The organism is Chryseobacterium camelliae (assembly GCF_030818575.1).
In the GTDB taxonomy this organism is placed as follows: domain Bacteria; phylum Bacteroidota; class Bacteroidia; order Flavobacteriales; family Weeksellaceae; genus Chryseobacterium; species Chryseobacterium camelliae_A.
Window position 1 is genome coordinate 476,266 of sequence record NZ_JAUTAL010000001.1, and the last position, 16,130, is coordinate 492,395.

Genomic DNA, 16,130 nt, shown 5'->3' on the forward strand with positions numbered 1-16,130 from the left:
ATTTGCAGGCATGAACATTCCAGATATTCATATTCCCATAACTAAAATTCCGGTGGGAAGCAATATACAGCTCTTCATGAAAAGAGAAGACCTGATCCATCCCGGCATTTCCGGCAATAAATACTGGAAACTATTTTATAATATCAATCATTACCTGGATAAAAACCATTCACAACCTTACCTTATCACGTTTGGGGGTGCCTTTTCCAATCATATTGCGGCAGTATCGGCAGTGGCAAAACAATTCGGTATTCCGGCTTTAGGAGTTATCCGTGGAGAAGAGCTGCATGATCAGTGGCAGGATAATCCCACACTTGCTTTTGCTGACAAGAACGGTATGGGCCTGAAATTCGTTACCCGTGAGCAATACAGGCATAAGGATCGGCTTACCGTTGGCCTCCAGGCTGACTTTCCCGATGCACTGATCATTCCGGAAGGGGGAACCAACGCAGATGCCGTAAAAGGGGTCGGCTTTATGCTCAATAACGAAACCAAAGATTTTGACTATCTTTGCACAGCAGTTGGAACCGGAGGAACGCTTGCTGGAATTTCTTCATATTGCGAAGATCATCAGCGGGTTGTAGGGTTGAAAGTGGTTAGTGACAGTTCCCTGGAGAGCAAGATTGCAGAGCTGACTTCAAAAAGGAATTTTGACCTAATAGATTCAGCTTTCGGAGGTTATGGTAAAATAAAAGATAAAAACATCCGTTTTATCAATGATTTCAAAAGCCGTTACGGGATTCCTTTAGACCCGATCTATACAGGAAAGATGATGCAGAAGGTTTTGGAATTGGCGGAACAGGGATATTTCCCTGAAAACAGCAGGATTTTGTGCTTTCATACCGGAGGTTTGCAGGGAATTGAGGGGGCCAATCTGCTTTTGAAAAAACAGAACAGAAATTTAATCACATAAATACGTTGAAAAAATGAAAAGACTTGTCTTACTCGTAAGCCTTTTAGTTTTATCAAGATTCTCAGCCCAGACCTGGGCTACCGAAGATCAGTACATACAGAAATTCGCCAAATATGCAGTGGAAGAGATGGAGAAATATAAAATCCCGGCTTCCATTACCCTGGCACAGGGACTTCTGGAAACTGGAGGCGGACAGAGCCGTCTTGCCCTGGAAGGTAAAAACCACTTCGGCATCAAGTGTAAAGAAGACTGGACGGGGAAGACCATGAAACATACGGATGATGCACCCAATGAATGCTTCCGGGTGTATGAAGATCCTAGGCAATCCTATGAAGACCATTCCATCTTCCTTTCGACCAGGAAATACTACGCCAATCTCTTCAACCTGGATATGAAGGATTACCGCGCCTGGGCCTATGGACTGAAAAAGGCAGGTTATGCCACCAATCCGAGGTATGCCTCAATACTCATCAGCAAAATAGAAAAATACAGGCTGTACGAATTTGATAATACCAATTCCAATGAGGTATTGTACGCCGTTCTTAAAATGTATCCTAACCTGAAAGACGACCGTTCTTTCATGGCTCAGCTGGAACCGGAAAAGTATACGAAAAAAGCCAAAGATCCGGTAACCATAAAAGTTCCTTACCAGCAGACTTCTTATGCACAGCAACAGAAGAGGGTAGAAAAAATAAAAAACAGGGCTGAAACGTTAAACTCCATCCTTATTAAAAGCCATCCTAACGAAGGCCTGAAATATATCGTCATTCCTGAAGATACCAATGTTAAATTCATTGCGGAAAAATTTAAGATCAGTGAAAGCAGGCTGATGAAATGGAATGAACTGGAAAGCGATATGCTGAAGAAAAATGACATTGTTTTCCTGGAAGCTAAAAATTCCGCAGGCAATACCGCTACCTACAAAGCCGCTTCCGGCGAAGATATGCATGATATTGCACAGAAATTCGGGATCAAGCTGAGCAAGCTTTATGCTAAAAACAGGATGGATGAAGGTCAGCAGCCTTCTGCAGGGCAATTGATCTACCTGATCGATAAAAAGCCAAGACATTAATCTGATTATCGATCCAAAACAGGTTCGTTAAGATGTTCCGGTAAGAAAACTACCGGGGTTTCAGACCTGTTATTATAAGCAATGCAAAACCTTCAGGCTAAACCAGGAGGTTAAACAGATAAAGAAAAATAGAAATGAAATACCAGAGAAGTTCGGCTTTATTCGATGAAGCGTACCAATACATTCCCGGGGGAGTTAATTCTCCGGTCCGGGCATTCAAATCCGTCGGGGGAGTGCCGGTTTTTATGAAATCTGCCAAAGGAGCTTACCTTACCGATGCGGATGACAATACCTATATCGATTACATCAATTCCTGGGGGCCTGCCATTTTGGGGCATACCCATCCCGAAGTGCTGGAAGAATTGAAAATTCAGGCTGAGAAAGGGTTTTCATTCGGCGCGCCTACGGAACTGGAAACTGAAATTGCAAAATTCATTGTAGAGAACGTACCGAATATAGACCAGATCAGGATGGTTTCCTCAGGAACTGAAGCCTGCATGAGTGCCATCAGGCTGGCCAGGGGATATACCGGAAGAGAAAAAATAATTAAGTTTGAAGGCTGTTACCATGGGCATTCAGATTCATTCCTGATTAAGGCCGGAAGCGGTGCCGCTACTTTCGGGAATCCGAACTCACCGGGTGTGACCCAGGGTACGGCTAAGGATACCCTTTTGGCAAGATACAATGATTTTGAGCAAGTGCAGGATCTTTTCCGCCATAACCAGGGTGAAATTGCCGCTATCATCATCGAACCGGTGGCAGGAAATATGGGCTGCGTGCTTCCTGAGAACGAATTCCTTCAGGACCTGAGAAAGATCTGCGATGAAAACGGTACTTTGCTGATCTTTGATGAAGTCATGACTGGTTTCAGGCTGGCTTTCGGAGGGGCACAGGAATTATTCGGCGTTAAAGCTGACCTGGTTACCTATGGGAAAGTAATCGGAGGCGGTCTTCCGGTAGGTGCTTTTGCAGGCCGGAATGAAATTATGGACTGTCTTGCTCCGAAAGGGGCCGTTTACCAGGCCGGAACTTTAAGTGGAAATCCACTGGCCATGAGGGCAGGACTGAAAACACTCCAGATCATTAAAAATGACCCTGAGTTTTTCAACAGACTGGCCAAAACCACAGAAACCCTGGATTTCGAGATCGGAAAGATTCTGAATGAAAAAGGGATTGCCCACAAGATCAACCGTAAGGGTTCCATGATGTCGGTATTCTTCCATATCAACCGTGTTTCTAATTTTGACGAAGCACAGGAGGCCAACCATTCCCTTTTCAATAATTTCTTCCACCAGATGCTGCAAAACGGGATCTACCTTCCACCAAGCGGCTATGAAACCTACTTTATCAGCGACGCGATCAAAGACCGTGAACTGGATATGACGCTGGAAGCAGTGAGGAAGTTTGAGTATTCTTAAATAAACATGCATTAAAGGATCATAATGATTTTTTAATCATCACTAAATAAAATCCCCCGAAATAAAATTCCGGGGGATTTTTGATATGAAGAAAACTAACTATTGTCTTATAGGTTATAGTTTGTCCATCCTGCGTACCATGTATCATTAGAATCCTTAACGGCTCCCCTGTAAGTTACAGGAGTGAACCATGAAGATAATTTAGCATTGGTAAATACACCTCCTGTTAACAGCGGAGAACCTGAAGCAGGAGAGAAGTTAGGTGTAGTTCCTGCAGGCGCCCAGGCACCGGTAAGTTTAACATCAGATGTATACGTAAGGATGGTATTTCCTCCTGTGTTAAACCAGCTGGTAAGATCCGCCAGGCTGTATCCTGTAGAAGATGAAGTTGATGCCCCATATTTAAGAGGAGTAATATTTCCTGCTAAAATATTGTTCTGGAATGCAAGATTTGAATTGGCAATATTATTATCTGTAGGCGTTCCTTTGGTAGCATCAATAAACAGCCCTACCGGGAAACCTGTAAAAACAGAGTTGAATACGGAAATGGATGAATTTCTTCTGATCTGTAAGGCATTCTGGAATAAAGAATTGATAGAACCTACATTGGTGCTGCTGCTTGAAGAATTTACTGGACCAATGATGGTCATATTTGAGAACGTTGCTGAAGTCTGAGGAGCCAAGGAAGAACCGTTGGCATCATTGTCAGATTCAAATGCATTGGACCCTGAGACGTCCGCTACCTGAGAATCTCTTACAGCAATACCAAATTGGATTTTTCCTGAGAACCCGTTGTCCGTATCGAAATCATCATCAAGGCCTTTATAAGCAATCAGGTGAGAGCAGTTAACTGTTCCTCCGAACCACTCGAAACTGTCATCATTAGCATAAGCAACTTCCACATAATCTACCACTGTACCTCTTCCTACACCTCCAAAGGTAATTCCGTTGATTTCCTTATCCGGTAAAAATGCATATCCTGCATATTCTACACGTACATATTTTAAAACACCGCTGTTATCATCAGCATTGGTTCCTCCGTAAAGACCAAGACCTTCTGTGTTGTTGATTCCTCCTTCTATTTCGCCTACACCAGTCTGCCCGTTAAATGTAGCATTGGTAGGTGCTCCTCCTAAGATTACCAGACCTGCCCAGTCACCCCTTTTAGGACTTGGCTTTTCTGAAGTAAATATAATCGGATTGTTAGCAGTTCCTTCTGCCATGATTTTACTTCCTCTGGTAATGATTAGCGCTCCGTTTTTATCTGCCTCCCCCACAATCTTTGTTCCGGGCTCAATAGTTAACGTTGCTCCATTGGTTACATAGACCAGTCCTCTTAATTTATATGTATTGTTAGCTTTAAGAGTAAGGCTTGATGTAATTTTTCCTGATAGGATAAGATTTTCTGTATTCCCGGTTCCCGAGCCGCCGTTTTGAACGATCGTCTGCCCGTCTTCTTCTATGTTTCTACATGCTGTTACTGTAGTTGCTATAGTACCAAGCATTAGTGCGTGTAAAACAAATTTTCTCATTATATTAAAACTTAAATTATTTATTAGATATTAGATTGAAATGATTAAAAGCTGTAGCCGAGTGTTAAGCTGATGTTAGTTCCCGTTACTCTGTCAATGGCCAGTGCATCTTTACTATCATACTTTTTGTTATTGTTCAGGTCATGGTAAAACTTCGCATGCCTATTCAGTATATCAGCTAAATTAAGCTTGATCTCGCCTTTGTTCTGCCAGATTTTCTTAGCCACCTGGAAATCGAGAAGCGGTCTAGGATTCTCCCAGATTGGCGGAACTTGGTCATTTCCTACATAAAGGATTCTTCGCCCGATCATGTTAAATAATACGGTAGAGGACCATCCTGATTTTTCAGTGTCATACTGAAGGCTTAAATTTACCGTATAAGGAGACTGTCCCTGCATAGGCCTGTCCACTTTTGTAGCTTCATCTGTCACCCTGTTTTTGATCAAAGCAAAGTTACCGCCAACGGTAAAATTCTTAAGAGCACTTGCAAAATCAAGCTTTTTTCTGAATTCAAGCTCAGCACCATAGGCATCTGCCTTATCTACGTTCAGGTAGTTGAAGGTATTACTGGTTCCAACCCCGGACTGGTTAAAATATAGCTCAATCGGATTTTTAAAGTTTTTGTAAAACCCTGCTATGGAGAGGATTTCTCCGTTCCTAGGATACCACTCCCAACGAAGATCTGCATTGGTAATCTTGGTTCTCTGGATAAACTTATTTCCAATTACAGTTGCTCCCAGATCAAAATCATAATAAGCCAGTGGAGATACCTCACGGAATTCCGGTCTTACTACGGTTTGTGAACCGGCAACCCGTATATTCATATTATTGGTTACTTTGAAAGTCAGGTTAAGAGCCGGGAGGAAATCCGTTACCCTTGTATTTACGAAGCGGTCGTCGCTTCTTTTTGTACTTCCTACCAATTGATCAAAGTTTTCAACCCTTAATCCCCAAACAGCCCTCAGCCATGGTGTAAGATTGTTGTCAAACTGTAGGTACCCGGCATTAAGAATGGTATTGGCAATATATCTGTACTGGTTACCTGCAATTTCGTCAAACGTAAATTTGTTTCCTCCTGTTCCGAAGTTTGAAGGGTCAAAGATGGTTTCAAACGGCTGGGAGAGCAGTTGTTGATTATATCCCGAAAGTCTTACAGAGAATGGCCTGGAATTATAAATCCTGTCTTTAACCTGGAATAAATAACCTCCTTTAATAGTCTGTTTCTGTCCGAACATTTCAAAAGTTTTGGATACATCTCCGCCGGCATTATACAGATAATCGCTGAGCGTGGAGTAGAATACACTTCCAGATTTCTGAGATAGGCCGTTTGAGATAAGTGCCAAGTAAGGACTGCCGTTTATATCAGGGTATTGGTTGTATTGTAAACGCTGAAGTAAAGGGATATACTGATCCAGTATTCCAAAGCTTCCATACCAGTTCACGGTAAGTCCGCCTAAAGCATCTATCTTGTGAGTTCCATTAAGGGTGGAATTGTAGAATGTGGTTTCTTTAAATCCTATTTCCCGTGCAATGATATTGGTTCCGTTGATAGGATCAAATTCAAAATCTTTTCCGGTTCTGAAAGACATATGGTTAACCGTATTGTTGGTAATAATGTTCTTCAGGGAAATTTTGTTATTGTTGTTAAGTTTTAGAGTCAGGTTTAATAAACCGCCAAGGATAACGTCGTTGCTGAATTTTTCAGTGAAATAGTCAAAATTCGTATCTGCGATCTGGTCATTGATTGTAAAGAAGCTGTTTTTAGATTCTGTTCTCCTTTTGTTATTACTATAGTTCAATACGGCAATAACTCCTAAATCTTTTCCGAATATTTTTGTATTGAATCCACCGTCTAACTGAAGGCTTAAATTTTCCGGGTATCCGATACTGCTGTAGCCAAGGTTTTTAACATATTGCTGGCCGATAGCGGTTTTTGTAGCTTCATCCAAAATGCTGAAAGCATTCTTCGCAGGCATACTCGTAGGCAGTTTTCTATAACCGTCATCAAAACCAAGAAAATCCCACTTACCGCCTTTCTGCATATGGAATTCATGATTCGTCGTAATGGAGTTTCCTCCAACACCCAACTGCAGATTGAAAAAGTTTTTGTTTGGAATATCTTTCGTATTTACCTGGATCAGCCCTCCAGCCCATTCTCCACTGTATTCAGGGATGAATGTTTTATTGATAACCAGTGTTTCAATAACGTTAGCAGGAAAGAGATCAAAGGAAAATGTTTTTCTGTCCGGCTCCGTACTGGAAAGCTGAATACCGTTAAGCATAGCCTGGTTGTAGCGGTCAGACAAACCTCTTACAACAATATACCTTCCGTCAAACAAACTTACTCCTGATACCCTTTTTAGAACTTCACCTGTATTTCGGTCCGGGCTCCTTTTGATAGCCTCTACACCGATAACCTGTGAAACAACCCCAGCATTTCTTTGCAGGCCAATCGTGGAGGCAATAGTCTCTTTTCTAGCGTTGGATCGAATGACAACCCCTTCAATTTCTTTTTCTTTGGTGGCCGGCTTGTTAAGAACAATATCAAGATGAGTGTTGGTATCGTTCTTTACAATAACTTCGCTTATTTCTTTTCTGTTGTATCCGTTAGAGGTAACAGTAACAACATAATTGGTGCCTGGTGGAAGACTTAGGGAGTAATTTCCCGAAATGTCAGTAGTGACTTCCTGGTCATTTACCTTTACTTTTACACCCTCAATAGGCGTATTGTCTTTCTCGTCCAGTACCCTACCTTCCAGAACCTGGCTTTGTGCGAAAGCATAACCAGCAGAAAACAAAGCAAGCAGCATAATGCTCTTGTGGAGTTGTTTTTTCATTTTTCTTTATCTTACTAAAATTCTTTCGCTGCAAAGAAATGAAAGAATAACAGGGGAAATGGTTTAGTAAAATTTAATTTTTTTTTAACTAAATATTAAGAAATGGATTTTATTGTTAACTTTATGTGAACGATTATCAGAGCGTTAATCTGTCATTTAAAAATCATTAACTTTGGAACAGGAAAAAATAAAGATGAACCAAAAGAAAATACTCTTAATAGACGACGAACTGGATATTTTAGAGATTCTGTCTTATAATTTGGAAAAAGAAGGCTACGATATTTTCACTGCTACCAATGGTAATGAAGGCATTGAAAAAGCCAAGGAAATTATTCCTGATCTTATCCTGCTGGATGTCATGATGCCTGAAAAAGACGGTATCGAAACCTGTCAGGAACTCCGCAAAATCAAAGAACTTCAGAAAACCCTTATTGTCTTCCTTTCAGCAAGGAGTGAAGAGTTCTCACAGTTGGCAGGTTTTCAGGCAGGTGCCAATGATTATGTGGTGAAGCTGATCAAACCGAAGATCCTTATCTCCAAAGTCAATGCCCTTCTACAGCTTACCTCACAGGTTTCAGACAATGCCAAGCTTATTGAAATAGGAGACCTGGTGATTGATAAAGATAATTTCAGGGTGTCTAAAAACGGTCAGCAATTCCTGTTGCCTAAAAAAGAATTTGACCTGCTGTATCTTCTTGCTTCCAACACGGAAAAAGTCTTTAAAAGAGAGGAGATCCTGGAAAAAGTATGGGGCAATGATGTTATTGTCGGAGAAAGAACCATCGACGTACATATCAGAAGGCTGAGAGAAAAATTAGGGATTAGCACCATCCAGACCCTGAAGGGAATCGGATACAAGCTTATTGTCTAACGCCATAAAAAGCCTACCTTTACTACAACCTCTAAATCCTTGTAAAATTGAAATTTTACAGACTTACCCTGCTCGCCTCATGTCTGCTGACACTGGTGATGTTTCTGCTGGTTATTATCTTTGATGCTTTAAAAGATATCTATTACCAGACTCCGTTTTTTAAGATAGGGCTTCTGATCTGCCTTGTCTTTATTTTCATGATCAATTACGTAGTACTGGAGTTGCTCTTCAGTTATTATGGAAGAAAACAGGTTCGTGGCCTTTCCCAGATCCTGCCCCAGGAAATTGTTCACGACCAGGATGAAAACATTACCATCAAAGAACTGGGAGAGCGGTTTTCCGACCTCAACCAGCGTAAAGTAACCGAAATAGACATGATGAAGGAAATGGAGAGTTACCGGAAAGAATACATCGGGAATGTTTCCCATGAGCTTAAGACACCTCTGTTTTCAATCCAGGGTTACGTGGAAACCCTTAGAGACGGAGGCGTCAACAACCTGACGATCCGTGATAAGTACCTGGAAAGAATTGATAAATCCGTTGAAAGGCTCATTGCCATCGTTACCGATCTGGATATGATCAACAGGCTGGAAGCCGGAGAGATCAATCTTAATATATCCCGGTTCGATGTCAACCTCCTGATCAAGGAAATTTTTGACCTGCTCGACCTCGAAGCGGAAAAGCATAATACTACACTACAGATCCAGACCCTGCAGCCGCAGATCCTTGTGGATGCCGACAAACAAAAAATATCACAGGTATTCATTAACCTCATATCCAACGCTATTCATTATGCCAACCGGCAGGAAGCGCGGGTTACCGTAAAAACCAGCGTCCTGAAAAATAAAGTGCTCATAGAGGTAATCGATAACGGAATGGGAATTAAGTCTGAGATACTCCCGCGTATTTTCGAACGTTTTTACCGTGTTGAAGCCAGCAGAAGCCGCAGGGAAGGAGGATCAGGTCTTGGCCTTGCCATTGTGAAACATATCCTTGAGGCCCATAATGAAAATATCACCGTAGAGAGCGTTTATTTAGAAGGAACAAAGTTCAGTTTCATGCTTGAAAAAGGGAAATGAATGCCCTGAAAATGTATGAAAAAAAAATGTTTTAAAAAATTCCAAAATATTTTTTGTCGAATCTCATTTATTATATATTTGCAACAGAAATTTATCATAATAATAAAGGCAAAAAGTAACTAAAAAACTGATATGGTTTATAAAATCCGCGTAATATTAGATGCGAAAGAAGATATTTTCCGTGATATTGAGGTTAAGGGAAAACAGACGCTATGGAACTTACATTTAGGAATTAAAAGTGCCTTCAGCCTGCAGGGTGATGAGCTTTCCACTTTTAACCTGCTGGAAGATGACGGTACCATCATAAAAAGTGTTCCGTTAGAGGATATGAGCGATGACGGAGACGGCGAAATCATGTCGGATGTGTATATCGATGAAGCTTTTGAAACTAAAGGCAATAAAGCCCAGTTCCAGTACGGGTTTCTCGATCTTTGGGAATTTTTCTGTGAATTGGTGGAAGTCATTGAGGAAACCAAAGGAGTTAACTATCCCATCACCGTATACCGTTTTGGTAATGTTCCCCTTAAAGCTCCTGCCAAAAGCGGAAGTAACGGAGGATCCAAAAAGAGATCTGCCATGCCTTTACTGGAAGATGACTTCAGCTTTGATGACGATTTTGCAGCTACAGGCAATTTTGAAGAGGATGACAATACCTTCGATGATGAAGAGGAAGATTACAACGATGACATCTTCGATGAAGAAGATGACAACGACGATGAAAAGTAAATCCCCGATCCCGACATACGGATACAATATATTAATCAGAATAGGAAGGCCTATTCTGATTTTTTTTGCTTAAAAGCCCCTATGATAAATACATGCAACTTCCCCGGGGCACTGTTTTTGAAGGCTTAAAAGCCATCATAAAATACATATACAATGAAAAACCTGAAAAGAATAGCCATTCCCGTTTCACTGGGAATAATCGGATTGGTGCTGCTGAATTCATGTTCGGTAGGGATTCCCAAAGGAGCTACAGCCGTAAAAAACTTTGATGCAGACCGTTATCTGGGAAAATGGTATGAAATTGCCCGGTTCGATTACCGTTTTGAAAAAGATATGGATAATGTAACGGCAACGTATTCTAAAAATCCTGATGGAAGCATTAAAGTTGACAACAGAGGGTACAATTACGTGAAAAAAGAATGGAAAGAATCTATTGGGGAAGCCAGGTTTGTGAATGACCAGACAGAGGCGAGGCTCAAAGTTTCATTTTTTAAGCCGATCTGGGCAGGCTATAACGTCATTGAGATCGATGACGATTATCAATACGCCTTAGTGGTGGGTAACAATCTCAAATACATTTGGATCCTTTCCCGTACGACCACTATTCCTGAACATATACGTCAGAAATTCCTTGAAAAGGCAAAAAGCATCGGATATAACACGGATGAGCTGATCTGGGTGAAACATAATCAGTAATATAACGGTACTTTAAAAAAGTAACCCTTTCGGAATTCATTTCCTAAAGGGTTTTTGGCATAACAATATGCTGATCATCCCATCTTTAATCCATTTTAAATTTCCTCTGCAATATTTTGCAGATAGAGACTTTTTCACGTCATTTGTATAAGGAATTTTTCAAGAATGTTGATATGGAAAAAGCGGTTCTGATTACCATCGGGGATGAAATCCTTTCCGGAAATACGGTAGATACCAATTCTAATTTTATAGCTTCAGAGCTTAAAGCCATCGGGATAAAAGTGATACAGATCCTTACGATCTCGGACGAAATTGAAACCATCAAAGAAACCCTGAAATCAGCCTTTGAAACAGGAGACCTGGTCATAACAACCGGCGGACTGGGCCCTACGCGAGATGATAAAACGAAAAAAGCCTTAGCCGAATTCTTTGATGATGAAATCGAACTGGATGAGGCTACCTTTGAACACCTCAGGAGATACATGGAAAAGCGCGGCCGGATAGAAATTCTGGAAAGAAACAGGGAACAGGCTTTTGTTCCGAAGAAATCCACTGTTTTTCAGAACCATTACGGAACGGCTCCCTGCATGATGATGGAGCAGCAGGGAAAACTCTCGTTCAGCCTTCCGGGCGTCCCGTATGAGGTAAAACCCCTGGTCAGAGATCAGATTGTTCCGTATCTTAAAGAAAGATTCAGCCTAAACCATATTGTTTCCAGGATTGTTTCCGTAGTCGGCATTCCGGAAAGCATACTTGCAGATACCATAGAAGGATGGGAGCTGGCGCTGCCGGCACATATCACCTTGTCCTATCTCCCAGTCGGGACCCGTGTCAAAATGAGGCTTACAGCCACAGGAGCTGTGGAAGAATTGCTGAACAGGCAGCTTGAACAGGAAATACAGAAATTATTCCCGATAATCGGGGACCATATCATTGCCACTTCAGAAGATAAAATCGAGAAAATACTGGCAGAGCTGCTGGATGAAAAGGGTATGACCATTTCCACGGCAGAAAGCTGTACCGGCGGAGAACTGGCTAAAATGCTGACATCCAATTCCGGGAGCTCAAAATACTATATGGGAGGAATGATTTCCTATGCCACCGAAAAGAAAACCGAAATCCTTAAAGTGTCTCAGAAAACCATAGATGAGTATACCGTAGTCAGTGCTGAAGTTGCTCAGGAAATGGCTGCAGGATGCCGTGAATTGTTCAGGACTGATATTGCTCTTTCCACCACAGGGGTTGCCGGGCCCGGAAAAGGCGAAGACGGCAAGGCAGTGGGTACCGTATTTTATACCATCAGGATCAGGGAACGGGAAGAAACGTCCCGGCTTTTCCTGCCGCATCTGGACAGGTTAGACTTCATGCATTTTGTTTCTCAAAAAATTCTTCAGGACCTTGTTTCGCTGTTGATAAGTGCCTAAAAGCCACTTTATTTTTAATTTTATTTTAATAGGTTTTACGGGGTGTTTTCATGCTTTTTGACGTTGCTTTGCATAAAGAAATCAGAAGGTGGAACACTCAAAACAAATTTTTCAGACTGAGAATAAAAAACGCTGGAGGAATGTAAAGTGGGGATCAAGAATTTTTATCTTTCTCGCGGTACTGCTCTTCATTGCGCTGGGTCTGATGATGAAGCTGGACAGAAGTCCAAAAATTCCCTTTAAGGAAGATTACAAGGCCGTAATAACAGCCAGCCGGCCTTACCTTCAGGAAAATAAGATATCCAAAGAATATAAAGGATTCAGAAGCTTTATCTCCGAAAAAAATATCCATACCAATATTGCCAAAATAGAAAAGGCAAAAGAAGAACGCTTCAAAAACCAGAACCGGAACTGGGCACAGTTTCCGGGAGGCATCCGTTCTGCATTTTATGTGGCCTGGGACCCGCAGTCGCTGATGTCGCTCAAAAGGAATATCCGGCATGTGAACCTGGTATTTCCGGAATGGTTTTTCCTGGACCCCAAATCCGGAGATCTAAAGACCAATGTAGACCCGGAAGGATACAAAATCATCAGGAGGACCGGTGTTGCAGCTATGCCTATGCTGAGTAATAATGCCGACCGTGAGTTCCGTTCAGAAGGGCTTTCTCAGGTGCTGAAGGATCCGCAGAAGAGAACGCAGCTGATCAATAAAATAATGGCCCAGTGTCTTAAATTTCATTTCAAGGGAATCAATGTAGACTTTGAAAACATCGGTCTGGATTCCGATGAATACCTTATTGCATTCATGAAAGAACTTTCAGGAACGTTCAGAAAGAACGGACTGATGATAACCATGGATATCATGACGGATAACGATGATTATAACATCCGTAAGCTGGATCCCTATGTAGATTATTTTGTGCTGATGGCGTACGATGAGTATTCCGCAGACAGTGATGCAGGACCAGTATCTTCCCAGAAATGGATTGAGGCACAGACCGGTAAAATACTGAAGAAAACTACACCCGGAAAAATTATTTTAGGATTGGGGGCCTACGGGTATGATTGGAGTACGAATCCTGATGACAATACTTCCGTAACGTATATGCAGGCTATTACAAAAGCCAGTGCCAGTAAAGCCACGATTAACTTTGATGACAATACATTCAACCTGGACTATTCCTATACTGACGCCAAAAACAATACGCATACCGTATTTTTTAATGATGCGGCGTCTATCTTTAATACCATGCGTTTCTCGTCCGAGTATCCTCTAGCAGGAACCGCATTATGGAGATTAGGAAGCGAGGACAGCCGGGTATGGAATTTTTATGATAAAGACCTTACGTCTGCAGGAATGTCCAAAATCAATTTCAAAGATCTTGAAAATGTTAAAGGCCAGACCATGGTCGATTATATCGGGGATGGGGAAGTGCTGGATGTCCTGAATACCCCGCATGACGGAAAGATAGTCCTGGAAACGGATCCAAAGGAAAAAATCATCACGGATGAAACCTATAAAACGTATCCCAGCTCTTATGAAGTAAAAAAATATGGCGAAGCACCGCAAAAGGAACTGGTGCTTACTTTCGATGACGGTCCGGATGAAACCTATACCCCGCAGATCCTCGATGTTTTATCCAAATACCACGTTCCGGCAGCCTTCTTCCTCGTAGGCCTGAACGCGGAAAAAAACCTTCCACTGGTAAAAAGGATCTACAGGGAAGGGCACGAAATAGGAAACCATACCTTCACGCATGAAAATGTGGCCAGGGTAAGCCCGGAAAGGGCTCTTCTGGAACTTAAGCTGACCAGGCTTTTGATTGAATGCGTAACTGGTCACAGTACCATACTGTTCCGGGCGCCGTACAATGCCGATTCAGAACCTACCACTCCTGAAGAAATCATTCCGGTGGCACTCGCCAGAAAGCAGAATTACCTCGATATCGGGGAAAATATAGATCCTGAAGACTGGCAGCCGGGGATCAAAGCAGATGAAATAGTAAAAAGGGTCATGGAAGGACTTCATCAGAGAAAAGGAAATATCATCCTTTTGCATGATGCAGGTGGCGATACCAGGGAAGAAACGGTAAAGGCCCTAAAAATCATGATTCCCGCACTCCAGAAACAGGGGTATCATTTTACCAATCTGACCAGCATTCTTCACAAAAGCAAAAACGAACTCATGCCCGAAGTGCCTAAAACAAGAGCATATTATGTCATGCAGCTGAATCTGGTGCTGGCAACCGTGATTTATGGCATCAGCCATTTCCTGGTTGCGCTTTTCACCGTATTTATTGCATTGGGTATCATAAGGCTGATCCTGATGGCTTATTGGGCAGTACAGGAAAAAAGAAGAGACAAAGAGAAAGGAAGGTTTCCGGTACTGGATGCCTATCCTAAGGTTTCCATCATGGTTCCCGCTTATAATGAAGAAGTCAACATCGTCTCATCACTGGGAAATCTTCTGAATCAGACCTATCCTAATTTTGATGTGATCATGATAGACGACGGAAGCAAAGATTCCACCTATCAGAAAGCCCAGGAGGCATTTGCCGGCCATCCGAAGCTCAAGATCTTCACGAAATCCAACGGCGGAAAAGCTACGGCATTAAATTATGGAATATCCCGGACTGATGCAGAATACGTAGTCTGTATTGATGCGGATACCAAGCTCCAGCGGGATGCCCTGAAATTTCTGATGGCGAGGTTCCTTAATGCGGCTCCGGAAGAAAAGATTGCTGCTGTAGCAGGAAACGTAAAGGTTGGAAACCCGGTTAACTGGCTCACCAAATGGCAGGCGATAGAATATACCACCAGCCAGAATTTTGACCGCCTTGCCTATTCATATATCAATGCGATAACCGTTATTCCCGGAGCCATAGGAGCATTCAGAAAAGCAGCAGTGGATGAAGTGGGAGGCTATTCTTCCGATACGCTGGCGGAAGACTGTGATATTACCGTCAAAATGCTGAAAAAAGGCTACCGAATCGCCAATGAAAACAGGGCTGTTGCCGTTACCGAAGCACCCGAAACCGTAAAACAGTTTCTCAAACAGCGCTTCAGATGGACCTATGGTATCATGCAGATGTTCTGGAAACAGAAACAAACCTTCCTGAACCCTGAATACAAAGGGCTAGGACTCTGGGCGATGCCGAATATCCTGCTGTTCCAGTATATCATTCCGTTTTTTTCACCGATGGCTGACCTGATCATGTTTTTCGGGCTGTTGTCGGGGAACGGCAGTAAAATATTGGTATATTACCTGCTTTTCCTTCTCGTGGATGCATCACTCGCCATCGTTGCCTTCATTATGCAGAAAGAAAAAATGTGGAACCTCATCTACATTGTGCCTCAGCGGTTTGGGTACCGGTGGCTGATGTACATCGTCCTTTTCAGGAGCCTGAGGCGTGCGCTGAAGGGAGAGATGCAGGCATGGGGATTCCTGAAACGAACAGGAAATGTAACAGAAATCAATGCTTCCCGGATATCATAAAAAATTATCGACAGGCCGGTAACAAATCCATAAAAAAATATACTTATTATATAAATTAGTGTTATC

11 protein-coding genes are annotated in these 16,130 nt (G+C 42.2%); 9 read left to right on the forward strand and 2 right to left on the reverse strand.

The features are described 5' to 3' along the window. The first annotated feature begins 10 nt into the window (after positions 1 to 10). The 3 genes from QE404_RS02205 (at position 11) to hemL (ending at position 3,403) form a co-directional block, all read left to right on the forward strand. Entirely contained in the window at positions 11 to 913 is a 903-nt protein-coding gene (locus tag QE404_RS02205) for a 1-aminocyclopropane-1-carboxylate deaminase/D-cysteine desulfhydrase (RefSeq protein ID WP_307453323.1), read from the forward strand. Between the two features lie 13 nt (positions 914 to 926). After that, the gene (locus QE404_RS02210; RefSeq protein ID WP_307445935.1) at positions 927 to 1,985 is read left to right on the forward strand and encodes a glucosaminidase domain-containing protein; all 1,059 of its coding nucleotides are present in this window, start codon (positions 927 to 929) and stop codon (positions 1,983 to 1,985) included. A gap of 134 nt (positions 1,986 to 2,119) precedes the next feature. Then, entirely contained in the window at positions 2,120 to 3,403 is a 1,284-nt protein-coding gene (gene hemL, locus QE404_RS02215; RefSeq protein ID WP_307445937.1) for a glutamate-1-semialdehyde 2,1-aminomutase, read from the forward strand. A 107-nt stretch (positions 3,404 to 3,510) separates the two neighbouring features. On the opposite strand, the gene QE404_RS02220 is transcribed toward hemL, so the two are convergent. Both QE404_RS02220 and QE404_RS02225 read right to left on the reverse strand, forming a co-directional pair. Next, positions 3,511 to 4,935, reverse strand: a complete 1,425-nt coding sequence (locus QE404_RS02220) for a hypothetical protein (RefSeq protein WP_307453683.1) — start codon at positions 4,933 to 4,935, stop codon at positions 3,511 to 3,513. A 44-nt stretch (positions 4,936 to 4,979) separates the two neighbouring features. After that, entirely contained in the window at positions 4,980 to 7,772 is a 2,793-nt protein-coding gene (locus tag QE404_RS02225; protein WP_307445941.1) for a TonB-dependent receptor, read from the reverse strand. Between the two features lie 193 nt (positions 7,773 to 7,965). Here QE404_RS02225 and QE404_RS02230 point away from each other — a divergent pair, with 193 nt between their 5' ends. The 6 genes from QE404_RS02230 to QE404_RS02255 all read left to right on the forward strand — a co-directional run bounded on the left by QE404_RS02230 (position 7,966) and on the right by QE404_RS02255 (position 16,064). Continuing rightward, positions 7,966 to 8,643: a response regulator transcription factor gene (locus tag QE404_RS02230; RefSeq protein WP_307445943.1), complete on the forward strand. Its 678-nt coding sequence runs from the start codon at positions 7,966 to 7,968 to the stop codon at positions 8,641 to 8,643. Positions 8,644 to 8,690: 47 nt separating this feature from the next. Further along, on the forward strand, positions 8,691 to 9,722 hold the full coding sequence (locus QE404_RS02235) for a sensor histidine kinase (RefSeq protein ID WP_307445945.1): 1,032 nt from the start codon (positions 8,691 to 8,693) through the stop codon (positions 9,720 to 9,722). A 132-nt stretch (positions 9,723 to 9,854) separates the two neighbouring features. Further along, on the forward strand, positions 9,855 to 10,448 hold the full coding sequence (locus tag QE404_RS02240) for an IS1096 element passenger TnpR family protein (RefSeq protein ID WP_307445947.1): 594 nt from the start codon (positions 9,855 to 9,857) through the stop codon (positions 10,446 to 10,448). 153 nt (positions 10,449 to 10,601) lie between these two features. After that, a complete protein-coding gene (locus QE404_RS02245; protein ID WP_307445949.1) occupies positions 10,602 to 11,144 on the forward strand; it encodes a lipocalin family protein in 543 nt (180 codons plus the stop codon). Between the two features lie 173 nt (positions 11,145 to 11,317). After that, positions 11,318 to 12,568, forward strand: coding sequence for a CinA family nicotinamide mononucleotide deamidase-related protein (locus QE404_RS02250; protein WP_307445950.1), 1,251 nt, complete (start codon positions 11,318 to 11,320; stop codon positions 12,566 to 12,568). Between the two features lie 88 nt (positions 12,569 to 12,656). After that, a complete protein-coding gene (locus tag QE404_RS02255; RefSeq protein ID WP_307445952.1) occupies positions 12,657 to 16,064 on the forward strand; it encodes a polysaccharide deacetylase family protein in 3,408 nt (1,135 codons plus the stop codon). Positions 16,065 to 16,130 lie beyond the last annotated feature (66 nt).